At 69.9% G+C, this 22950-nt stretch carries 18 protein-coding genes and 1 pseudogene; 1 reads left to right on the plus strand and 18 read right to left on the minus strand.

The window, feature by feature from the left end; genetic code table 11:
* From AB0K92_RS22715 to AB0K92_RS22775, 13 genes and pseudogenes are all read right to left on the minus strand, one after another.
* Positions 1 to 552 (minus strand): annotated as a pseudogene (locus tag AB0K92_RS22715) (ribonuclease E/G); the annotation flags it as partial.
* Between the two features lie 246 nt (positions 553 to 798).
* On the minus strand, positions 799 to 1596 hold the full coding sequence (locus AB0K92_RS22720) for a TIGR03936 family radical SAM-associated protein (protein WP_365925574.1): 798 nt from the start codon (positions 1594 to 1596) through the stop codon (positions 799 to 801).
* Between the two features lie 48 nt (positions 1597 to 1644).
* Positions 1645 to 2655, minus strand: coding sequence for a hypothetical protein (locus AB0K92_RS22725; protein WP_365925576.1), 1011 nt, complete (start codon positions 2653 to 2655; stop codon positions 1645 to 1647).
* A 79-nt stretch (positions 2656 to 2734) separates the two neighbouring features.
* The gene (locus tag AB0K92_RS22730; protein ID WP_365925578.1) at positions 2735 to 4660 is read right to left on the minus strand and encodes a TIGR03960 family B12-binding radical SAM protein; all 1926 of its coding nucleotides are present in this window, start codon (positions 4658 to 4660) and stop codon (positions 2735 to 2737) included.
* 130 nt (positions 4661 to 4790) lie between these two features.
* Positions 4791 to 5990 carry a rod shape-determining protein RodA gene (gene rodA / locus AB0K92_RS22735; RefSeq protein ID WP_365925580.1) on the minus strand — a complete coding sequence of 400 codons (1200 nt, stop codon included), beginning with the start codon at positions 5988 to 5990 and terminating at the stop codon, positions 4791 to 4793.
* Positions 5987 to 8236: a penicillin-binding protein 2 gene (gene mrdA, locus AB0K92_RS22740; protein ID WP_365925582.1), complete on the minus strand. Its 2250-nt coding sequence runs from the start codon at positions 8234 to 8236 to the stop codon at positions 5987 to 5989. Before mrdA ends, rodA begins: the two co-directional genes overlap by 4 nt.
* A gap of 166 nt (positions 8237 to 8402) precedes the next feature.
* Positions 8403 to 9074, minus strand: coding sequence for a rod shape-determining protein MreD (gene mreD / locus AB0K92_RS22745; protein ID WP_365925584.1), 672 nt, complete (start codon positions 9072 to 9074; stop codon positions 8403 to 8405).
* Between the two features lie 16 nt (positions 9075 to 9090).
* Positions 9091 to 10041, minus strand: coding sequence for a rod shape-determining protein MreC (gene mreC, locus AB0K92_RS22750; RefSeq protein ID WP_365925586.1), 951 nt, complete (start codon positions 10039 to 10041; stop codon positions 9091 to 9093).
* Positions 10042 to 10170: 129 nt separating this feature from the next.
* The gene (locus AB0K92_RS22755; protein WP_048457894.1) at positions 10171 to 11190 is read right to left on the minus strand and encodes a rod shape-determining protein; all 1020 of its coding nucleotides are present in this window, start codon (positions 11188 to 11190) and stop codon (positions 10171 to 10173) included.
* Positions 11191 to 11518: 328 nt separating this feature from the next.
* Positions 11519 to 11932: a nucleoside-diphosphate kinase gene (gene ndk, locus AB0K92_RS22760; RefSeq protein ID WP_365925588.1), complete on the minus strand. Its 414-nt coding sequence runs from the start codon at positions 11930 to 11932 to the stop codon at positions 11519 to 11521.
* Positions 11933 to 11998: 66 nt separating this feature from the next.
* Positions 11999 to 12364: a DUF4233 domain-containing protein gene (locus AB0K92_RS22765; RefSeq protein ID WP_365925590.1), complete on the minus strand. Its 366-nt coding sequence runs from the start codon at positions 12362 to 12364 to the stop codon at positions 11999 to 12001.
* A 10-nt stretch (positions 12365 to 12374) separates the two neighbouring features.
* Positions 12375 to 13898: a folylpolyglutamate synthase/dihydrofolate synthase family protein gene (locus AB0K92_RS22770; RefSeq protein ID WP_365925592.1), complete on the minus strand. Its 1524-nt coding sequence runs from the start codon at positions 13896 to 13898 to the stop codon at positions 12375 to 12377.
* A gap of 221 nt (positions 13899 to 14119) precedes the next feature.
* Positions 14120 to 16744, minus strand: a complete 2625-nt coding sequence (locus AB0K92_RS22775) for a valine--tRNA ligase (RefSeq protein ID WP_365925594.1) — start codon at positions 16742 to 16744, stop codon at positions 14120 to 14122.
* A gap of 136 nt (positions 16745 to 16880) precedes the next feature.
* Here AB0K92_RS22775 and AB0K92_RS22780 point away from each other — a divergent pair, with 136 nt between their 5' ends.
* Positions 16881 to 17801, plus strand: coding sequence for a hypothetical protein (locus AB0K92_RS22780; RefSeq protein ID WP_365925596.1), 921 nt, complete (start codon positions 16881 to 16883; stop codon positions 17799 to 17801).
* Between the two features lie 151 nt (positions 17802 to 17952).
* Here the strand turns inward: AB0K92_RS22780 and AB0K92_RS22785 are convergent, their stop codons facing one another.
* From AB0K92_RS22785 to tig, 5 genes are all read right to left on the minus strand, one after another.
* Complete coding sequence (locus tag AB0K92_RS22785) at positions 17953 to 18210, minus strand: hypothetical protein (RefSeq protein ID WP_165998548.1); 258 nt, start codon at positions 18208 to 18210, stop codon at positions 17953 to 17955.
* Between the two features lie 194 nt (positions 18211 to 18404).
* On the minus strand, positions 18405 to 19685 hold the full coding sequence (gene clpX / locus AB0K92_RS22790; protein WP_165998549.1) for an ATP-dependent Clp protease ATP-binding subunit ClpX: 1281 nt from the start codon (positions 19683 to 19685) through the stop codon (positions 18405 to 18407).
* A gap of 169 nt (positions 19686 to 19854) precedes the next feature.
* Positions 19855 to 20535 (minus strand): ATP-dependent Clp protease proteolytic subunit, encoded by a 681-nt coding sequence (locus AB0K92_RS22795; protein WP_365757325.1) that lies wholly within the window; start codon positions 20533 to 20535, stop codon positions 19855 to 19857.
* 87 nt (positions 20536 to 20622) lie between these two features.
* Positions 20623 to 21234 (minus strand): ATP-dependent Clp protease proteolytic subunit, encoded by a 612-nt coding sequence (locus AB0K92_RS22800; protein ID WP_052414086.1) that lies wholly within the window; start codon positions 21232 to 21234, stop codon positions 20623 to 20625.
* Positions 21235 to 21461: 227 nt separating this feature from the next.
* Positions 21462 to 22856, minus strand: coding sequence for a trigger factor (tig, locus tag AB0K92_RS22805; protein ID WP_365925599.1), 1395 nt, complete (start codon positions 22854 to 22856; stop codon positions 21462 to 21464).
* Positions 22857 to 22950: the final 94 nt, after the last annotated feature.

Genomic DNA, 22950 nt, shown 5'->3' on the forward strand with positions numbered 1-22950 from the left:
CACCCGGCGCGTGGCCCGGCGGCGGGTGCGCCGCGGCGCGGCCTCCTCGGCGGGGGCCTCGACGGCCGGCCCGGCCTGCGCCTCGTCGGCGGCCGGCGCCTGAGCCGCGGTCTCCGTCCCGGCCTCGGCCTTCGCCGGGACGACGGTCTCGGCGGGCTCCGCACCGGCCGGCGACCCGGCGGGCGCGGACGCCCGGCGGGTGGCCCGGCGGCGCGGACGGGCGGGAGCGGCGGGGGCTGCCTCGGCGGCAGCCGTCTCGGCGGCCTCGGTATCCTCGACGGCCTCGGCGCTCTCGACCGCCTCGCCGCTCTCGACGGCCTCGCCGCTCACGGCGGCATCGGCGTCGGCCTCGGTGTCGGCCACGGCCTCGCTCGCGAGGTCGGCGGCGTCGGCGGCCGGTATGGCCGGCGCGACGGTCTCCGCCGGGGTGTCCGAGGAGACGGCGGGCGGACCCGCCGGGCGGGAAGCGGCACGGCGCCGACGGCGCGGCGGCAGGGTGTCGCTGGGGCTGTTCGGTTCGGAACCCTCGGTGGGTTCGATCGGCTCGAGCATGCGGGCGTTTCTCCCGTCAGGCTCCCGGGCGCCGCACCTGGTCCGGCGGTGTGCCGGTGACGTCCGCGGCTCGCGCGATGCGCGACTGCCGCCGTCCGGGGCGCGGGCGCCGCACGGGAGCTCTCTGTGTCCTGTCTCGCCGGTTCCGTACGCCGAATGCGTACGGCCTGGCGAAAGTCTTCTGGTCGGTGCGCTGCCCGACCCAGGTGGCTCCCGAGTACCAGGGCGGCGCTACGACGTCCGTCCCTACGCGGAACCTTCCGGCGTCGGCGCCGTCGCGGCGGCAGCCGGAGCGGCCGTCGAGAGGGCCGCCGCTGCCTCGCGGTCGGGCGCGAGCGGGTCGGTCACCGTGCCGGTCTCTGCATCGAACAGCCCCTGCGCCAGCCTGGTCACCGCTGCGGGGACCGGCGGCGCCAGGTCGGCCACGGCGCGGAGACCGGACAGGACGTCGTCGGGTCGTACGGCAGGCGTCACGTGCCGAACAACCAGCCGCAGTATCGCACAGGGCCGGTCGCTCGGCCTATCAGCCCGCGAACCGTGCGTTTCCGTTCCGTCGAGGGCTTCGAGGCTCGCGACGGCCGGACGGGCGTCGAAGGTGCGCATCCCGTTCTTGGTGAGACGCTGCACCTCGACCGCCTCGGCCGCGTTGAAAGCCGCCACCGCGCGGGCCGCGTCGGCCGGCTCCACCCCGTCCAGCCGCAGCTCCCAGACGGAAGCCGTCAGCCGGTCGGCGAGGCCGGACGTGCGGGCCTCGACCGCGTCGACGATGTCGAGCCCGTCGGGCAGCGACTCGTCGAGCAGTTCCCTCAGCCGCTGGGGATCGCGCGGTTCGGTGAGCGCGATCTCCAGGTACTCCGCCTCACTGCCCGTGCCGGTGGGTGCGGCATTGGCGTACGACACCTTCGGGTGCGGGGTGAACCCCGCCGAGTACGCCATGGGTACCTCGGCGCGGCGCAGCGCACGCTCGAAAGCGCGCTGGAAGTCGCGGTGGCTGGTGAACCTCAGGCGGCCGCGCTTGGTGTAGCGCAGTCGGATGCGCTGCACCGCGGGTGCGGGCGGCGGGCCTTCGGGCTGTCGCTTGCCCAGTGTCGTTCAGTCCTTCGTGAGAGCGGTCGTACTCCTACCAAGAGTACGTGCCTCGCCGCCCCGAGGTTCCCGCCGGGCCACCGCCGGCCGCTCGCGGGGCTCGCCGAACAGCGTCCGCCGGACGTCGTACCGCGCCTGGCGCACGCTCTCCCGTACGGACGCCAGCGCCTGCCGGACGCCGCGGCCCACGGCGCGTGAGGCGTCGGCGACGGGGCGCAGTACCGCGTCGCGCACCGCGTGCCCGAGCGGGGTCAGCAGGCTGCGGTAGACCCAGCGCAGCGGCTCCACGAAGATCCACCGGAAGAGGGTGCCGAGGAACCGTCCGACGGCGAGCGAGATGTGCCCGGCGACCCGCCAGGCGTGCCCGAGCGCCGTCCAGGACTCCCGCCCGAGGACCGCGAGCACGCGTCCCACGGGCACCAGGACCCACCGCCACACCGCCTGCGCGGGCAGCACGAACAGCACCCGGCCGGTCCAGTACACGGTCCAGGCGACGGCCCGGCCGACCGGGGCGAGCACCCACCGGTACACCCACACGGCGGGCACGACGACCAGATACCGCACCAGCCACAGCACGCCGTGCCCCACCGGTGTCAGCAGCCGTCCGTATACCCACGCCAGCCCGGCCCACACGCCCCGAGCGACCCACGCGATCCCGTGCCCCACCGGCGTCAGCACCCACCGGTACAGCCACACCGCCGGCACCACGACCAGCCACTTCACCAGCCACGCGACCGCCCGCCCGGCCGGCACCAGCACCCACCGCCACAGCGCCACGAACGGCCAGACGAACAGCGCCTTCCCCACCCACGCCAGCGCCCGCCCGAGCGGCCGCAGCACGGTGTCCCGCAGCACCCGCCCGACGACGACCAGCACGTCCCACACCATCCGCACCGGCAGCACGACGACCAGCGCGACGATCCGCACAGGCAGCCGCACAGCGACGACGAGCCACCCCTCGGGCTCCCGGCCCTGCGGTGCACCGTTCCGGACTGCCTGGCGCTTTTCCAGATCCATGCCGGTGAAGACACGACGAGGGCCCCCACCGTTGCGACGGGGACCCTCGCGTCACCAAGGTGTTACGCGGCTCGCGCCACTACTTCACGACCGTCAGGGGCAGCAGCTTCTTGCCCGTCGGGCCGATCTGGATGTGGGTGTCCATGGCGGGGCAGACGCCGCAGTCGAAGCACGGCGTCCAGCGGCAGTCCTCGACCTCCGTCTCGTCGAGGGCGTCCTGCCAGTCCTCCCAGAGCCAGTCCTTGTCGAGGCCGGAGTCGAGGTGGTCCCAGGGCAGGACCTCCTCGTAGGTGCGCTCGCGGGTGGTGTACCAGTCGACGTCCACGCCGTAGGGGGCGAGGGCCTTTTCGGCGCAGTTCATCCAGCGGTCGTACGAGAAGTGCTCGCGCCAGCCGTCGAAGCGGCCGCCGTCCTCGTAGACGGCGCGGATGACGGCGCCGATGCGGCGGTCGCCGCGGGAGAGGAGGCCCTCGACGATGCCGGGCTTGCCGTCGTGGTAGCGGAAGCCGATGGAGCGGCCGTACTTCTTGTCGCCGCGGATCTTGTCGCGCAGCTTCTCCAGGCGGGCGTCGGTCTCCTCGGCGGAGAGCTGCGGGGCCCACTGGAAGGGGGTGTGGGGCTTGGGGACGAAGCCGCCGATGGACACCGTGCAGCGGATGTCGTTGGACTTCGACACCTCGCGGCCCTTGGCGATGACCTTCGTCGCCATGTCGGCGATCTGCAGGACGTCCTCGTCGGTCTCGGTGGGCAGGCCGCACATGAAGTACAGCTTCACCTGGCGCCAGCCGTTGCCGTAGGCGGTGGCGACGGTCCGGATCAGGTCCTCTTCCGAGACCATCTTGTTGATGACCTTGCGGATGCGCTCGGAGCCGCCCTCGGGGGCGAAGGTGAGGCCGGAGCGGCGGCCGTTGCGGGTCAGCTCGTTGGCGAGGTCGATGTTGAAGGCGTCCACGCGGGTCGACGGGAGGGACAGGCCGATCTTGTCCTCCTCGTAGCGGTCCGCGAGGCCCTTGGCGATGTCGCCGATCTCGCTGTGGTCCGCGGAGGACAGCGACAGCAGGCCGACCTCCTCGAAGCCGGTCGCCTTCAGGCCCTTCTCGACCATGTCGCCGATGCCGGTGATGGACCGCTCGCGGACCGGTCGGGTGATCATGCCGGCCTGGCAGAAGCGGCAGCCGCGGGTGCAGCCGCGGAAGATCTCCACGGACATGCGCTCGTGGACCGTCTCCGCGAGCGGGACCAGCGGCTTCTTGGGGTACGGCCACTCGTCGAGGTCCATGACGGTGTGCTTGGACACCCGCCACGGCACGCCGGAGCGGTTGGGCACGACGCGGCTGATACGGCCGTCCGGCAGGTACTCCACGTCGTAGAAGCCCGGGATGTACACCCCGCCGGTCTTCGCCAGGCGCAGCAGCACCTCCTCGCGGCCACCGGGCCGGCCCTCGGCCTTCCACGCGCGGATGATCTCCGTCATGTCGAGCACGGCCTGCTCGCCGTCGCCGATGACGGCCGCGTCGATGAAGTCGGCGATCGGCTCCGGGTTGAACGCGGCGTGCCCGCCCGCCAGCACGATCGGGTCGTCGAGCCCGCGGTCCTTGGCCTCCAGCGGGATGCCGGCCAGGTCCAGCGCGGTCAGCAGGTTGGTGTAGCCCAGCTCGGTGGAGAAGCTGACGCCGAGGACGTCGAAGGCCTTCACCGGGCGGTGGCTGTCCACGGTGAACTGCGGGACGCCGTGCTCCCGCATCAGCGCCTCCAGGTCCGGCCACACGCTGTAGGTGCGCTCGGCGAGGACGCCCTCCTGCTCGTTCAGCACCTCGTAGAGGATCATGACGCCCTGGTTGGGCAGACCGACCTCGTAGGCGTCCGGGTACATGAGCGCCCAGCGCACATCGCACTCGTCCCACGGCTTCACGGTGGAGTTGAGCTCGCCGCCCACGTACTGGATCGGCTTCTGCACATGCGGGAGCAAAGCTTCGAGCTGCGGGAAGACCGACTCGACAGACATCGCGGGATTTACCTTCGTCAGCTGACAGGGGTGACCATCTAGCGTAACGCGGCCGGGGAGCGCTCCGGGACGCCGTTCGGAGAGCGGTCCCGGCCGGGTCTGCGGCGTCGGCGGGGGCGGGGCCGTGCGGTCACGCCGACATCGGCCGTTGCACCCGGATCGACTGCAGCAGCCCGACCGCCACCCACACCGCGAACATCGACGAACCGCCGTAGGACACGAACGGCAGCGGCAGGCCGGTGACCGGCATGATGCCGAGGGTCATGCCGATGTTCTCGAAGGACTGGAAGGCGAACCAGGCGACGATGCCGGCGGCGACGACGGTGCCGTACAGGTCGCTGGTCTCGCGGGCGATGCGGCAGGCGCGCCAGAGCACGATGCCGAGCAGCACGATGATGAGCCCGCCGCCGACGAAGCCCAGCTCCTCCCCGGCGACCGTGAAGACGAAGTCGGTCTGCTGCTCGGGGACGAACTGTCCGGTGGTCTGGGAGCCCTGGAAGAGGCCGGAGCCGGTCAGGCCGCCGGAGCCGATGGCGATCCGGGCCTGGTTGGTGTTGTAGCCGACACCGGCCGGGTCGAGCTCGGGGTTGGCGAAGGCGGCGAAGCGGTTGATCTGGTACTCGTCCAGGATGCCCAGCTGCCAGACCGCGATCGCGCCGGCGGTGCCCGTGCCGATGAGCCCGAAGATCCAGCGGTTGGAGGCGCCGGAGGCGAGCAGGACGCCCAGCACGATCACCACCATCACCATGACCGAGCCGAGGTCGGGCATGAGCATCACGATCAGCGCGGGCACGGCGGCCAGGCCGAGCGCCTGGAGGACGGTGCGGTGGTCCGGGTACTGCTTGTCGCCCGCGTCCACCCGCGCCGCCAGCAGCATCGCCATGCCCAGGATGATCGTGACCTTCACGAACTCCGACGGCTGGAGCGAGAAGCCGCCGCCGATCACGATCCAGGAGTGGGCGCCGTTGACCGTGGAGCCCAGCGGGGTGAGCACCAGCAGGATCAGGAAGACGGACGCGCCGTAGAGGACCGGCACGGCGGTGCGCAGGGTGCGGTGGCCGAGCCAGACGGTGCCCACCATCAGGGCGAACCCGATGCCGGTGTTCAGCAGGTGGCGCAGGAAGAAGTAGTACGGGTCGCCCTGGTTGATGTCGGTGCGGTTGCGGGTCGCCGAGAACACCAGCACCGAGCCGATCAGCGACAGCGCCAGCGCGGCCAGCAGTATCGGCCAGTCGAGGCGTCGGGCCAGCGAGTCGCGGGCCAGCAGCCGCGTCCACCCGGCCCGCTCCGGGCCGTACCCGGAGACCTGGAAGCTGTTGACGCCGCTCATCGCCGGCTCCTTCGGCCGCCGCGGCGGCGGTCGCGCCGGCGTGTCTCACGGTTGCCCGCCTCCGGCGAGGGCACGGTCGCCGCGGTCTGCTGCTGCTCGGCCGGGTTCTGCGGGGCCTGCTGGCTGACCTGCTGCTCCTTCGCCACGTCCTTGGGGAGCTTGGGCGCGGTGATGGAGCCGTCGGTCTGGATCTTCGGCAGGCTCTTCTGCGGGGTGGGCAGCAGGGCGTTCTTCTTGTCGATGGCGCCGTCGTCGGAGACGCCGTACAGCGCGTCGTAGATGTTGCGGACCGCCGGGCCGGAGGCGCCGGAGCCCGTACCGCCCTGGGAGATGGTCATCACGATCGCGTAGTCGTCGGTGTAGGTGGCGAACCAGGAGGTGGTCTGCTTGCCGTACACCTCCGCCGTGCCGGTCTTGGCGTGCATCGGGATCTCGTCCTGCGGCCAGCCGCCGAACCGCCACGCGGCCGTACCGCGGGTGGCGACGCCGGCCAGGGCCTCGTCCATCTGGGCGAGGGTCTGCTTGCTGACCGGGAGCCGGCCGTGCGACTTGGGCCGGATCTCCTCGACCTCCTTGCCGTCGGGGCTGATGACGGCCTTGCCGACGGTCGGGGTGTAGAGGGTGCCGCCGTTGGAGATGGCCGCGTAGATGGTGGCCATCTGGATGGGGGTCACGAGGGTGTCGCCCTGGCCGATGGAGTAGTTGATCTCGTCACCGGCGCGCATCTTGTTGCCTTCGAGGCAGTTCTCGTAGGCGATGCGCTCGACGTAGTCGCCGTCCTTCTTGCCCGTCTTGCACCAGGCGTCCTTGTTGGCCTCCCAGTACCGCTGCTTCCACTCGCGGTCGGGGACGCGGCCGGAGACCTCGTTGGGCAGGTCAATGCCGGTCTCCTTGCCGAGGCCGAACTGGTGGGCGGCCTTGTAGAACCAGTCCTTGGGCTTGCCCTTGGGGTTGATGCCGCCGTCCTTCTTCCACTCGCTGTGCGCGAGCCGGTAGTAGACGGTGTCGCAGGAGACCTCCAGGGCGCGGCCGAGGTCGATCGCGCCGTGGTTCTGCGACTCGAAGTTCTTGAAGACCTGGCCGCCGACCGAGTACGCGCTGGAGCACTCGTAGCGGCCGTCGAAGTCGTAGCCCGCCTGGACCGCGGCGGCCGTGGAGACCACCTTGAAGATGGAACCGGGGGCGGCCTGACCCTGTATGGCCCGGTTGAGCAGGGGGTAGTTGGAGGACTTGCCGGTGAGCTTGCGGTAGTCCTTGGCGGAGATGCCGCCGACCCAGGCGTTGGGGTCGTACGTCGGGTTGGAGGCCATGGCGACGATGCGGCCGGTCCTGGCCTCCATGACCACGACGGCGCCCGCGTCGGCCTTGTACCGCTCCTGGGTGTTGCGGTCCCACTCCTTGCGGGCGGCCTTCATCGCCTCGTTCAGCTCGTACTCGGCGACGCGCTGGACGCGGGCGTCGATGCTGGTGACGAGGTTGGAGCCGGGCTGGGCGGCGTCCGACTCGGCCTGGCCGATGACCCGGCCGAGGTTGTCCACCTCGTATCGGGTGACGCCGGCCTTGCCGCGCAGCGCCTTGTCGTACTGGCGTTCAAGGCCGGAGCGGCCGACCTGATCGGAGCGCAGGAAGGGCGAGTCGGTGTCCTGGGCCTGCTGGATCTCCTCGTCGGTGACCGGGGAGAGATAGCCGAGGACCTGGGCGGTGTTGGCCTTGCCGGGGCTCGGGTAGCGGCGCACGGCCTGGGGTTCGGCGGTGATGCCGGGGAAGTCCTCGGCGCGTTCGCGGATCTGCAGGGCCTGGCGGGGGGTGGCCTCGTCGGTGATGGGGATCGGCTGGTACGGCGAGCCGTTCCAGCAGGGCTGGGGGGTGTCGGCGTCGCAGAGCCGGACCTTCTCCCTGACCTCCTTCGGGGTCATCCCGAGGACGCCGGCGAGCTTGGTGAGGACGGCTTCGCCGTCGTCCTTCATCTTCATCAGCTCGGTGCGGGAGGCGGAGACCACCAGCCGGGTCTCGTTGTCGGCGAGGGGCACGCCGCGCGCGTCCAGGATGGAGCCGCGGACGGCCGGCTGGACGACCTGCTGGACGTGGTTGCCGGAAGCCTCCTTGGCGTACTCAGCGCCTTGGCGGATCTGGAGATACCACAGCCGGCCGCCGAGGGTGGCGAGGAGGGAGAGGACGAGGACCTGGACGACGATGAGCCGGGTCTGGACGCGCGGCGTCCGTCCGGTCTCGGGGATGTTGGTCACTGCGGCTGCTCCCCCTCTCAGTACGCGAACGGGTGGGTGCGGGCGGAAACGGGCGGGGTGAGAACGGGTGGGGCGGAAACGGATGAGACGAGTACAAGTGAGGAACGAAGGGCCCGTGAGCTGCGGTTCCTCGCAAGTTCACCCGTTGTGGTGAACTCAGCCGGATTCACAGCCGCTTGACCCCCTTGATGCGCCCGGCGCGGGCGGTGCGGGCGCGGGCGGCCTTCACTCTGAGGCCGCTGCGCTGCCCCCCGATGCGCAGCCCGGTGCCGGAGGCGAGCCAGCCCTCGGAGATGTCGGTGCCCTGGGCGGCGGAGCCGGCCTCGGCGAGCGGGTCGTTGTCGGCGCGGCGGGCGAGGGCCATGACGCCGGGCACCACGAAGGGCGCGAGCAGCAGGTCGTAGAGGACGGCGGTGAACAGCAGGCCGCCGAGGCCGACGTGGCGGGCGGCGGTGTCGCCGACGAGGGCGCCCACCCCGGCGTACAGCAGGGTCGTGCCGATCGCGGCGGCGGCCACCACGGCCATGGTGCCGGTGGCGGACTTCAGCCGGCCGTTCTCCGGCTTGACGAGTCCGGCCAGGTAGCCGACGACGCACAGCACCAGCGCGTAGCGGCCGGCGGCGTGGTCGGCGGGCGGGGAGAGGTCGGCGAGCAGTCCGGCGCCGAAGCCGACGAGGGCGCCGCCGACGTGGCCGTAGACCAGGGCGAGGCCGAGGACGGTGAGCAGCAGCAGGTCGGGGACGGCACCCGGGAGGTGCAGCCGGGCCAGGACGCTGACCTGGAGGACCAGGGCGACGACGATCAGGGCGGAGGAGAGCAGGATCCGGTTGAAGCGCATGGAAGGTCAGCTCCCCCTACTGGTCTTGCGACGGGAACTCGCCGGAGCCGGGCGCCTCGGCCGACGGGGTGACCGTCACCGTCACGGTCGGTCGCGGGGCCGGCTTGGGCTTGGGCGGCAGGACGGTGTCGCGCGGGTCCTTCTCGGGTGTCTGCACGACGACGCCGACGACGTCGAGCTTGGTGAAGCTGACGTACGGCGTGACGTACAGGGTGCGGGTCAGGTCGCCGCCGGAGGGGTCGACGCGGGAGACCACGCCGACCGGGACACCGGGCACGAACGGCTTGTCGGCCTGCGAGCCGAAGGTGACCAGGCGGTCGCCCTTCTTGATCTGCGCCTTGCCGTTGAGGAGTTCCACGCGCAGCGGGCGGTCGCCCTGGCCCGCGGCGAAGCCCAGCTCGTCGCTGCCCTCCATCCGGGTGCCGACCGTGAAGTCGGGGTCGTTGGCGAGCAGCACGGTGGCGGTGTCCGGGCCGACGGTGGTGACGCGGCCGACGAGTCCGTCGCCGTTGAGGACGGTCATGTCGCGCTTGATGCCGTCGTTGGCGCCGACGTCGATGGTGATGGTCCAGGAGAAGCCCTGCGCGGCTCCTATGGCGATGACCTCGGCGCCCTTGATGCCGTACTGGCCGCGGCCAGCGATCTTCAGCATGTCGTCGAGCTGCCGGAGTCTGCTGCGGGTGCGGTCGTCGCTGCCGAGCTTCGCCTTCAGCGCCGCGTTCTGCCGTTCCAGTTCGGCCATGCGGTCGTGCCGCTCGCCGGAGTCACGGACGGCGGCGATCGCGTTGCCGACCGGGTCGACGGCGGACGCCACTCCGTTCTCGATCGGGCCGAAGACCGTGGCCGCGGCGCGCCGGGCACCGTCGACCGGTGAGTCCTCCCCGCCGCGGATGTCCACCGTGATCAGCGCGAACGCGATGGCGATCAGCAGCACCAGGAGCAGCCGGCTCTCTCGTGTGTCCCTCACGTGCGGCGGCCGTGCCCTTCCTCATAGGAACTGGTGTGTGAACAGGAACTGATGTGTGAGCTTATGCCTATACCAACGATCCGCCGCACGAGAGGGATTGGCCTCGTACGGCGGAATCGTCGTCACAGGTCATCGGCGCGGTGCCGCGTCGAGCACCTGCTGCAGCGCCTCGAACTCCTCGACACACTTGCCGGAGCCGAGCGCCACGCTGTCCAGCGGGTCCTCGGCGATGTGGATCGGCATGCCCGTCTCGCGCCGCAGCCGCTCGTCGAGACCGCGCAGCAGCGCGCCGCCACCGGTCAGAACGATTCCGCGGTCCATGATGTCGCCGGACAGCTCCGGCGGGCACTTGTCCAGGGTGGTCTTCACGGCGTCGACGATCGCGTTGACGGGCTCCTCGATCGCCTTGCGCACCTCCGCGGCGGAGATGACGACGGTCTTGGGCAGCCCGGAGACGAGATCCCGGCCCCGGATTTCGGTGTGCTCGTCGGTGTCCAGGTCGTACGCCGAACCGATCGTGATCTTGATCTGTTCGGCCGTGCGCTCACCCAGCAGGAGGGAGTACTCCTTCTTGATGTGCTGGATGATCGCGTTGTCCAGCTCGTCGCCCGCGACACGGATGGACTGGGCGGTGACGATGCCTCCGAGGGAGATGACCGCGACCTCCGTCGTGCCGCCGCCGATGTCCACCACCATGTTGCCCGTGGCCTCGTGGACCGGCAGGCCGGAGCCGATGGCGGCGGCCATGGGCTCCTCGATGATGTGCACCTGGCGGGCGCCGGCCTGGGACGACGCCTCGATGACGGCGCGGCGCTCGACGCCGGTGATGCCGGAGGGCACACAGACGACGACCCGCGGCCGAGCCAGATACCGCCGCTTGTGGATCTTCAGGATGAAGTAGCGGAGCATGCGCTCGGTGATCTCGAAGTCGGCGATGACGCCGTCCTTCAGGGGGCGCACGGCGACGATGTTGCCCGGCGTCCGCCCGATCATCTTCTTCGCTTCGGCACCGACCGCGAGGATGCCACCGGTGTTGGTGTTGATCGCGACGACGGACGGCTCGTTGAGTACGATCCCGCGACCCCTGACGTACACCAGCGTGTTGGCGGTCCCGAGGTCGACAGCCATGTCACGGCCGATGAACGACATTGAGTTCCCCATCAGGATTCGTCTGGCCTTCCCACCAAGCTTTTGAAGGCTTGTCAGGTCGGCGAGGTGGGTGCTGTGACGTGAAGTGCCTCCATCGTAGACGCGCCTTCACGGCAACCGCGCGAGGGTCTTCGCCATTGTCAGCAGATGGCGCGCCGCCCCGCTTGTGGAGACGGTCCATCGGAGGGGTTCGTTCCCCCGATCGCCACGGCATATGCCAAGCCACGGCCGAAAACGTACGGCCGTGGCTGGTCGGCGAGCCGGGGCAGCTGACGCCCCGTCAGAAAACTCCCTGGAAAATTCGCAACCGGGCGGCCCGGAGGCGGGGTCAGGCGCGGCCGGGGAAGAAGATCTTGACCTCGCGCTCGGCGGACTCCTCGGAGTCGGACGCGTGGATCAGGTTCTCGCGGACGATGACGCCGTAGTCACCGCGGACGGAGCCCGGCGCGGCGGCGATCGGGTCGGTCGGCCCGGCCAGCTGACGCACGCCCTCGATGACCCGCTCGCCCTCGACGATCATCGCCACGACCGGGCCGGACGACATGAACTGCACCAGCGGCTCGTAGAACGGCTTGCCCTTGTGCTCGCCGTAGTGCTGCTCCAGCGTCTCCTGGTCCAGGGTGCGCAGCTCCAGCGCGGTGATCTGCCAGCCGGCCTTCCGCTCGATACGGCTGATGATCTCGCCGGTCAGGCCACGACGGACGGCGTCGGGCTTGAGGAGGACGAGGGTGCGCTGGGTCACGACGGACTCCTTTTAGATCAAGTTGTGCGGGGTGGGTCGAGGCTACAGGGCGACCCGGAGGCGCTGTCACACAGCGTCAGCCTGAGAAGCTTGGGAAGATTCCGCCTGCGCCGCAAATCGGGCCTTCGCCTCGTCCACCTTCCTCCCGAAATGCACCGACGCCCACCACAGCGCCGCGAACACCACGCCCAGGACGAACATCATCGGCACGACGAACCCGGACGCGATCAGCGCGATCTGCAGCGCCCACCCGAGGGCGACGCCGCCGGGCCGGGTGACCATCCCGCACAGCACCAGGCACAGGAACATCGCGATCCCGCTGACCGTCCACACCGTCGACATGGACAGGTCGGGTTCCTTCATCGCGACCAGTCCGGCGAAGCCGATGATGAAGAACTCGCCGATCAGCGTCGAAGCACAGAGCGTACGCATGGGTGGTTCCTCAGCCCTTCCCCAGCAGCAGCCGGGCCTCGCCGACCGTGATGACGGATCCGGTGACGAGGACGCCGCCGCCGGCGAACTCGCCCTCCTCCTCGGCCAGCGTGATCGCCGCCTCCAGCGCGTCCGGCAGCCGCGGCTCGACCTGCACCCGCTCCTCGCCGAACACCTCGACGGCGATCGCGGCCAGCTCGTCGGCGTCCATCGCGCGGTGGCTGGAGTTCTGCGTGACGACGACCTCGGCGAACACCGGCTCGAACGCCTCCAGCAGCCCGCGCACGTTCTTGTCGGCGCTCGCGCCGACCACCCCGACGAGCCGGCTGAACTGGAACGCCTCACCGATCGCCTCGGCCGTCACCCGCGCGCCCGCCGGGTTGTGCGCGGCGTCCAGCACCACGGTCGGCGAGCGCCGTACGACCTCCAGGCGGCCCGGCGAGGACACCGCCGCGAACGCCTTGCGGACCGCGTCGATGTCCAGCGGCTCCGCGCGCTGCGCGCCGACCCCGAAGAACGCCTCCACCGCGGCCAGCGCGACGGCCGCGTTGTGCGCCTGGTGGGCGCCGTGCAGCGGCAGATACACCTCGGTGTACTCGCCGCCCAGGCCGCGCAGCGTCAGCAGCTGGCCGCCGACCGCCACCTGCCGGGCCACCACGCCGAACTCCAGGCCCTCCCGGGCCACCGTGGCGTCGACCTCGACGGCCTTCTTCAGCACCACCTGCGCCGCGTCCACCGGCTGCTGCGCCAGGATCACGGTCGCGCCCTGCTTGACGATCCCGGACTTCTCACCGGCGATCTCACCGGGCGTCTCGCCCAGCCGGTCGGTGTGGTCCAGGTCGATCGGGGTGATCACGGCGACATCCCCGTCGATCACGTTCGTGGCGTCCCAGGAGCCGCCCATGCCGACCTCGACGACGGCCACGTCCACCGGCGCGTCCGCGAACGCCGCGTACGCCATGCCGGTCAGCACCTCGAAGAAGGACAGCCGGTACTCCTGCGAGCCGTCGACCATCTCGACGTACGGCTTGATGTCCCGGTACGTCTCGATGAACCGCTCCGCCGAGATCGGCGCGCCGTCCAGGCTGATGCGCTCGGTGATCGACTGCACGTGCGGCGAGGTGTACCGGCCGGTGCGCAGGTCGAAGGCGCCGAGCAGGGCCTCGATCATGCGGGCCGTCGACGTCTTGCCGTTGGTCCCGGTGATGTGGATCGACGGATACGACCGCTGGGGCTCGCCCAGGACGTCCATCAGCGCCGCGATCCGGGTGACCGACGGCTCCAGCTTGGTCTCGCCCCAGCGGGTCGCCAGCTCGGCCTCGACCTCGCGCAGCGCCTGGTCGACCTCCGGGTCCTCCGGCCGCGCGGGCACGTCCGCCTGGGGCGGGCCGCCCTGGGTGCGCAGGGTGCGGCTGCCGGCCTCGATCACCGCGAGGTCGGGGTCACGGGTGGTCTCCGTCTCGATGATCTCGTCGAAGGAGTCGAGGGGGTCGGGCTGGTCGCTCTGGTCGCTGGTGCCGGGGATGTCGCTCACGGGGCCAGTCTACGGAGACGCGCTGACAAAGCGTGCGGTGGCTTGCGGCGCCTGCGGAGAGGGCGGCTCGGGGCGGCTCGGGGCGTGGTGCGGCTGCGGGCCGTGGGGCTGGTCGCGCAGTCCCCGCGCCCCTTCCGGCAGGGGAAGGCCCCCGGCGCTTTCTCCGCACCGGGGGCCTTCCCCACGTACGCGCCTCACGTACGCGCCTCACCTACGCGGCCTCATGCCTGCGGCAGCTTCTCCAGCTGGGCCTCGATGCGGGTGATGTCCTCCTCCGCCTTGGCCAGGCGGGTGCGGATCTTCTCCACCACGTGGTCCGGGGCCTTGGCCAGGAACGCCTCGTTGCCGAGCTTGGCCTCGGCCTGCTGGCGTTCCTTCTGCGCGGCGGCGAGGTCCTTGGCGAGGCGCTTGCGCTCCGCCGCCACGTCGATCACGCCGGACAGGTCCAGCGCGACCTCGACACCCGCGACCGGCAGGGTCGCCGTCGCCGAGAAGCCCTCGCCCTCCGGCTGGAGGCGCAGCAGCTGGCGGATGGCGGCCTCGTGCGGCGCGAGGGCCGTGCCGTCGAGGGAGAGCCGGGCCGGGACCCGCTGGCCGGGCTGGAGGCCCTGGTCGGCGCGGAAGCGGCGGACCTCGGTGATGACCGACTGGAGCGTCTCGATCTCGCGCTCGGCGTCGGCGTCACGGAAGCCGCTGTCGGTGGGCCACTCGGCGATGACGACGGACTCGCCGCCGGTCAGCGTGGTCCACAGGGTCTCCGTCACGAACGGCACCACCGGGTGGAGGAGCCGCAGGGTGACGTCGAGCACCTCGCCGAGGACCCGCTTGCTGACCTCGGCCGGCTCGCCGCCCGCCTGGAAGGTGGTCTTGGACAGCTCGACGTACCAGTCGAAGACCTCGTCCCAGGCGAAGTGGAAGAGCGCGTCGGAGAGCTTCGCGAACTGGTAGTCCTCGTAGTACGCGTCGACCTCGGCGACCACCGAGTTCAGGCGGGAGAGGATCCAGCGGTCGGTGGACGACATCTTCGACGCGTCCGGCAGCGGGCCCTCGACCGTCGCACCGTTCATCAGCGCGAAGCGGGTGGCGTTCCAGATCTTGTTGGCGAAGTTGCGGGAGCCCTGGACCCAGTCCTCGCCGATCGGGACGTCGACGCCGGGGTTGGCGCCGCGCGCGAGGGTGAAGCGGAGCGCGTCGGAGCCGTACTTGTCCATCCAGTCCAGCGGGTTGACGACGTTCCCGAAGGACTTCGACATCTTCTTACCGTTCTGGTCACGGACCATGCCGTGCAGGGCGATGGTGTGGAACGGCGGGGTGCCGTCCATCGCGTAGAGGCCGAACATCATCATCCGGGCGACCCAGAAGAAGAGGATGTCGTAGCCGGTGACCAGGACGGAGTTCGGGTAGAACTTCGCGAGCGACTCGGTCTGCTCGGGCCAGCCGAGCGTGGAGAACGGCCACAGGCCGGAGGAGAACCAGGTGTCGAGGACGTCGGAGTCCTGGTACCAGCCCTCGCCGGACGGCGGCTCGTCATCGGGGCCGACGCAGACGACCTCGCCGTCCGGGCCGTACCAGACCGGGATGCGGTGGCCCCACCACAGCTGGCGCGAGATGCACCAGTCGTGCAGGTTGTCCACCCAGTCGAAGTAGCGCTTCTCCATCTCCTGCGGGTGGATCTTGACCTTGCCGTCGCGCACCGCGTCGCCGGCGGCCTTGGCGAGCGGGCCGACCTTGACCCACCACTGCATGGACAGGCGCGGCTCGATGGTGGTCTTGCAGCGCGAGCAGTGGCCCACGGAGTGGACGTACGGCCGCTTCTCGGCGACGATCCGGCCCTCGGCGCGCAGCGCGGCGACGATGGCGGAGCGGGCCTCCAGGCGGTCCAGGCCCTGGAAGGGGCCGTGGGCGGTGATGACGGCGTGCTCGTCCATGACCGTGATGGACGGCAGGTCGTGGCGCTGGCCGATCTCGAAGTCGTTCGGGTCGTGCGCCGGGGTCACCTTGACGGCGCCGGTGCCGAACTCGGGGTCGACGTGCTCGTCGGCGACGACCGGGATACGGCGGCCGGTGAGCGGCAGCTCGATCTCGCGGCCGACGAGGTGCCGGTAGCGCTCGTCCTCGGGGTGGACCGCGACGGCGGTGTCGCCGAGCATCGTCTCGGCGCGGGTGGTGGCGACGACGATGGCGTCGTCCCCCTCCCCGTAGCGGATGGAGACCAGCTCGCCGTCGTCGTCCTGGTACTCGACCTCGATGTCCGAGATGGCGGTCAGGCACCGGGGGCACCAGTTGATGATGCGCTCGGCGCGGTAGATCAGCTCGTCGTCGTAGAGCCGCTTGAAGATGGTCTGGACGGCCTTGGACAGGCCCTCGTCCATGGTGAAGCGCTCACGCGTCCAGGCGACGCCGTCGCCCAGGCGCTTCATCTGGCCGGAGATCTGCCCGCCGGACTCGGCCTTCCACTGCCAGACGCGCTCGACGAACGCCTCGCGGCCGAGGTCGTGCCGCGACCTGCCCTCCTTGCCCAGCTCGCGCTCGACCACGTTCTGCGTCGCGATGCCGGCGTGGTCCATGCCCGGCTGCCACAGCGTCTCGTAGCCCTGCATCCGCTTGCGGCGGGTGAGCGCGTCGATGAGCGTGTGCTCGAACGCGTGCCCGAGGTGCAGGGAGCCGGTGACGTTCGGCGGCGGGATGACGATGGTGTACGGCGGCTTGTCGCTCTTGGCGTCCGCCTCGAAGTACCCCCGCTCTACCCAGCGCTCGTACAGCTTCCCCTCTACCTCGGCCGGCGTGTACTGGGTCGGCAGTTCGGTGGTGGTCGCTGGCGGCTGCTGCTGAGTGTTCTCGGTCACGGGCTCAGTTTAGGGGTGTCACGGCGCGGTCCCGAAACTCGATTCCTTCGTAACAGTGCGCACCCCGATGCGGTGGGTTCCGGCCGCCTGCGCCAGGATGTCAGGTACGCATAAGCATCTGGAGGGGAACCCAGTAATGAGCTACAACCAGCCGGGCCCGTACGGCGGGCAGCCCCAGCAGCCCGGACCGTACGGTCAGCCGGGCCCCTACGGCCAGCAGCCGCAGGCACCCCAGCCCGGCTACGGCTACCCCCAGCAGCCCACCCAGCCGCAGCCCGGCTACGGCTACCCGCAGCAGCCCCCGCAGGGCGTCCCGCCCCAGCAGCCCCCCTACGGCCAGGCCCCCTACGGCGCGCCCCAGCCCCCCGTCCCGGCCGGCGGCAAGAAGAAGACGGGCCTCGTCATCGGCGCGGTCGCGGTCGTGGCGGCGATCGCGGTCGGCGCGTACTTCCTCCTGGCGGGGGGCAGCGGCGGCGGCTCCGACATCGCGGACGACGGCCCCCACAAGCTGACGACGCCGGCGACGGTGCTCGGCGAGTACAAGAAGAAGAGCGACGACAGCGACACGATGACGGGCGACGACATCAAGGACGCCGAGAAGTGGGGCGTGAAGAACCCCACGGACGTCGAAGCTCAGTACCAGGCGGGCAACAAGGACAACCCGCTGGCGCAGAAGCTCATCCAGTTCGGCGGCGTCTACGGCGAGATCGAGGATCCCGAGAAGGTCGTCGACGCCTTCTTCGCCTACATGGAGACGGAGTCGAAGAAGAGCGACTCGGAGGCCACCCTCGTCGGAGAGGCCAAGTCCTACGACAACGCCGAGGGCGCGGTCCTCAAGTGCCAGGACATCAAGAGCGACCTCAGTGGCTCCTCGTCCGGCACGTCCTCGGGCCCGAGCGAGATGAACGTGACCATCTGCGTCTGGAGCGACCACAGCACCATGGGCATGGTGATGCCGATGGACGTCGCCAGCATGGCCGCCGAGAAGCCGACCGACCAGGCGGCCGCGGCCGACATCGCCGCCAAGTTCCGCAAGGAAGTCCGCGTCAAGGCCTGACCGAATGTCGGCATCAAGGTTGCGGCTCACCCAATCGTCGACTGGGTGAGCCGCAACGCGCTGGCAGGCTTGACGAACTACGAGGCTTGCACGCAGGCCGCCTCACGTGCGATTGCGTGAACGCCTATCCTCTTCATGTCCTGAGTCAAGTTCAGCGCATGTTGCACGCTATGAACGCGTACTCGGCCCGGACGCCGGCGTTCACGAGCCTCTGGACACAGGCCTGATAGCCGCTGATCCCGGTCTGCCCGCAAGCATCCTTGACCTTCGGACCAACGAGGTAGCCCTTGCTCGCCAGGTAGTTCTGGCAATCCGCGGCGCTAGCCTGTGCCGGTGCCGCCACCGTGATGGGCAGCACCACTGCCGCAGCGGTCAAACTGGCCGCCGCCAGGGCTCGCTTTATTCTCACGTCTTGTCCCTCCGTCTTTCCTTGCTCGTAGGGCGGTCACCCCTAACGGTGACCACAAGATCACCTTGCGAGCACATGACACAAGCACGTGTCGGAAGCTTGGCTTGATCCAAAACGAGGGTCGCCTGAAGATGTACGGCAAAGGGGGCACCTGACCTCGATCGTCAGGTGCCCCCTTGCCGTATGAAACTTGGCTACGCCGTCTTCTGCTCCCCCGGCCCCCGGCCCCGCGCGTCGCGTGGGATCAGGGTCGGGTTGACGTTGGAGTGGACTACGTCGGCGGTGATGACCACGCGGGCCACGTCCTTGCGGGACGGGACCTCGTACATCACCGACATCAGGACTTCCTCCATGATGGCGCGCAGGCCGCGGGCGCCGGTCTGGCGGAGGATGGCCTGGTCGGCGATGGCTTCGAGGGCCTCGCGTTCGAAGTCGAGTTCCACGCCGTCGAGTTCGAAGAGGCGCTGGTACTGCTTGACGAGCGCGTTGCGGGGCTCCACCAGGATCTTCAGAAGCGCTTCGCGGTCCAGGTTGTGGACGCTCGTGATCACCGGGAGGCGGCCGATGAACTCGGGGATCATGCCGAACTTGACCAGGTCCTCGGGCATGACGTCCTCGAACTGGTCCTTGGACTCGAGTTCGCGCTTGGAGCGGATCGTCGCGCCGAAGCCGATGCCCTTGGCGCCCGCCCGCGACTCGATGATCTTCTCCAGGCCGGCGAAGGCACCGCCCACGATGAACAGCACGTTCGTCGTGTCGATCTGGATGAACTCCTGGTGCGGGTGCTTGCGTCCGCCCTGCGGCGGGACCGAGGCCGTGGTGCCTTCCAGGATCTTCAGCAGGGCCTGCTGGACGCCCTCGCCCGAGACGTCGCGGGTGATCGACGGGTTTTCGCTCTTACGGGCGACCTTGTCGATCTCGTCGATGTAGATGATCCCGGTCTCGGCCTTCTTGACGTCGTAGTCCGCCGCCTGGATCAGCTTCAGGAGGATGTTCTCGACGTCCTCGCCGACGTACCCCGCCTCCGTGAGCGCCGTCGCGTCGGCGATGGCGAACGGGACGTTCAGCATCCGCGCCAGGGTCTGAGCCAGCAGCGTCTTGCCCGAGCCCGTGGGGCCCAGCAGCAGGATGTTGGACTTCGCCAGCTCGATGGCGTCCTCGCGGCTGCCGCCGTTCTCGCCCGCCTGAACGCGCTTGTAGTGGTTGTAGACCGCCACCGAGAGGGCCTTCTTCGCGGCCTCCTGGCCGACGACGTACCCCTCGAGGAACTCGTAGATCTCGCGCGGCTTGGGCAGTTCCTCCCAGCGGACCTCACTGGTCTCCGCGAGTTCTTCCTCGATGATCTCGTTGCAGAGGTCGATGCACTCGTCGCAGATGTACACACCGGGGCCTGCGATGAGCTTCTTGACCTGCTTCTGGCTCTTGCCGCAGAACGAGCACTTGAGCAGATCGCCGCCGTCACCGATGCGTGCCACGGTGTGCTTCCCCTTCGCCTGGGAGACGACTGGACGCAAACGTCCAGCGGCTCCTGGTGCTGCCTTATGTCCGACGGTACCTTGCCGAGCCCCCCGTTCGGGCCCCCCTTGGCGCGGTTCACTTCGATGTGCGCTGTGCCAAGGGGCGGCACATCCTACGGTGTCCGCGTCAGCGGACCGCGGCGTTGTTCATCTTGCGGGTGGAGATGATCTGGTCGATCAGGCCGTACTGCAGCGCGTCCTCGGCCGTGAGGATCTTGTCGCGCTCGATGTCCTCGCGGATCTTCTCGACCGGCTGCGTGGAGTGCTTGGCCAGCATCTCCTCCAGCTGCGAGCGCATCCGCAGGATCTCGTTGGCGGCGATCTCCAGGTCGGAGACCTGACCGCGGCCGGTCTCACTGTACGGCTGGTGGATCAGCACGCGCGCGTTCGGCAGCGCCATCCGCTTGCCGGGCGTGCCGGCGGCCAGCAGCACGGCCGCGGCGGAGGCCGCCTGGCCCATGCAGACCGTCTGGATGTCCGGCTTGACGAACTGCATCGTGTCGTAGATCGCCGTCAGCGCGGTGAAGGAACCGCCGGGGCTGTTGATGTAGACCGAGATGTCCCGGTCGGGGTCCATCGACTCCAGGCACAGCAGCTGCGCCATGACGTCGTTGGCGGAGGCGTCGTCGATCTGGACGCCGAGGAAGATCACGCGCTCCTCGAAGAGCTTCGCGTACGGGTCGTACTCGCGGATGCCCTGGGAGGTGCGCTCGACGAAGCGCGGGATCACGTAGCGGGACTCGGCCGTGGGGCCGGTGTACTCGGCACGCGCGCGGTCGTAGATGCCGCTGCCGGGGAAGTCGTTCACGGTGTCTCCTGAGAGGGGCTGGGGCGGTGGCTGGGGGCGTCTAGGGGTCGCACAGGGTGTACGGGGGCCGGGAGGGCCGTACGGCCCTCAGGAGCCCGCCCCGGTGCCTCCGCCGCCCGGCATGCCGGCGGCCGTGGCGATGACGTCGTCGATGAGGCCGTACTCCTTGGCCTCGTACGCGTCGAACCAGCGGTCGCGGTCCGAGTCGCGGGTGATCTGCTCGACCGACTGGCCGGTGTGCTGGGCCGTGAGCTCGGCCATGCGCTTCTTGGTGTGCAGCAGCCGCTCGGCGTGGATCTTGATGTCCGAGGCCGAGCCGGCCAGGCCGGCGGAGGGCTGGTGGATCAGGATCTCGGCGTTCGGCAGGGCGAAGCGCTTGCCCGGGGTGCCCGCGCTGAGCAGGAACTGGCCCATGGACGCCGCGAGGCCCATGGCGATCGTCACCACGTCGTTCTTGATGTACTGCATGGTGTCGTAGATCGCCATGCCGGCCGTGATCGAGCCGCCGGGGCTGTTGATGTAAAGGAAGATGTCCTTGTCCGGGTCAGCGGCAAGGAGCAGCAGCTGCGCGGTGATCTTGTTGGCGATGTCGTCGTCCACCGGCTGGCCGAGGAAGATGATCCGCTCGCCGAGCAGCCGGTTGTAGACCTGGTCGCCGAGGCCACCACCGATGGAAGGCTCGCCGGCGGCGGAGGGCATCAGATTCGTCACGTATCCACCTGCTCGTCTTACGACGGCGCCGGGCCGTCTCACGTGTACTACGTATTCATGGACCCTAACGCGGGGGCCCTCCGGGGGAATCCCGGTAACGGGAGTGTTCGCCGGGGGCGTAGCGTCGATCTCGCTCGCGCCGGGCGGGTAACGAAACGGGCCCCGGGTGCGCAGCACCCGGAGCCCGTCCCGCGTGATCAGCGGTGCCGTACGGCTCAGCCCTCGGACTTCTCGTCGGCGGCGGCCTCGGAGGTCTCGGCCTCGGCGGTCCCGTCGGCGGCCTCGGTCTCGTCCTCGTCCTCGTCGGAGAGGTCGATGATCTCGCCGTTGGTGTCCTTCACCGTGGCCTTCTCGACCACGACGGCCAGCGCCTTGCCGCGGGCGACCTCGCCGACGAGCAGCGGCACCTGGCCCTGCTCGACGACGGCCTGGGCGAACTGGTCGGGGGACATGCCGGAGGAGGCCGCACGCCGCATGAGGTGCTCGGTGAGCTCCTCCTGGTTGACGTTGAGCTTCTCCTGCTTGACGAGCTCGTCGAGCACGAACTGGGTCTTGATGCCCTTGATCGCGGCCTCGCGGGTCTCGTTCTCGAACTCCTCGGCGGTCTTGCCCTGGAGCTCCAGGTACTTGTCGAGGGTGAGGCCCATCTGGCCGAGCTGGTGGTGCTCCAGGTTGTGCTTGCGGGTGTTGATCTCGTCCTCGAGCAGCTTCTCGGGGACCGGGACCTCGACCAGCTCCAGCAGCTTCTCCAGGACGCGCTCCTGCGCCTGGGTGGCCTGGTCGAACTGCTTCATGTTCTCCAGGCGCTTGCGGCTGTCGGCCTTCAGCTCCTCGAGGGTGTCGAACTCGGAGGCGAGCTGCGCGAAGTCGTCGTCCAGCTCGGGCAGTTCCCGCTTGGCGACCTGGGTGACCTTGACGGTGACCTCGGCCTCCTTGCCGGCCGCGGAGCCGCCCTTCAGCTCGGAGGTGAAGGTGGCCTCCTCACCGGCGGACAGGCCCTTCACGGCGTCGTCGATGCCGTCCAGCAGCTCACCGGAGCCGATGGTGTAGGAGACGCCGCTGGCGACGCCGTCCTCGAGGACCTTGCCCTCGACCTTGGCCTCCAGGTCCACGGTGACCACGTCGCCGTCCTCGGCGGCGCGCTCGACCGGGGTGGTGGAGGCGAAGCGCTCGCGGAGCTGCTCGACCGACTTCTCGACGTCCTCGTCGGTGACCTCGACGGCGTCGACCTCGACCTCGATGCCGGAGTAGTCCGGGATCTCGATCGTCGGGCGGACGTCGACCTCGGCGGTGAAGTTCAGCGTCTCGCCGTCCTTCAGCTCCGTGATGTCGACCTCGGGCTGGCCGAGGACGTTGAGCTCGGCCTCGTTGACCGCCTCCGTGTAGAACTTCGGAAGCGCGTCGTTGACCGCCTCCTCCAGCACGGCACCGCGGCCGAACCGCTGGTCGATGACCCGGGCCGGGATCTTGCCCTTGCGGAAGCCCTTCACCGTGACCTGCTGGTTGATCTTCTTGTACGCCGCGTCGAGGCTGTCCTTGAGCTCCTCGAAGGGCACCTCGACAGTGAGCCGAACCCGGGTCGGGTTCAGGTTCTCCACGGCGCTCTTCACGGTTCGGTCTCCTTGTGGCTGACTGCTCGGGTTCTGCCGGGGCCAGACCGGCCCGGCGGATGTCGCCGCCCGGAGGAGTTCGCAGGCCGCTAGG

Origin of the sequence: Streptomyces sp. NPDC052687, from assembly GCF_040678395.1 — a bacterium.
Classification (GTDB): Bacteria; Actinomycetota; Actinomycetes; order Streptomycetales; family Streptomycetaceae; genus Streptomyces.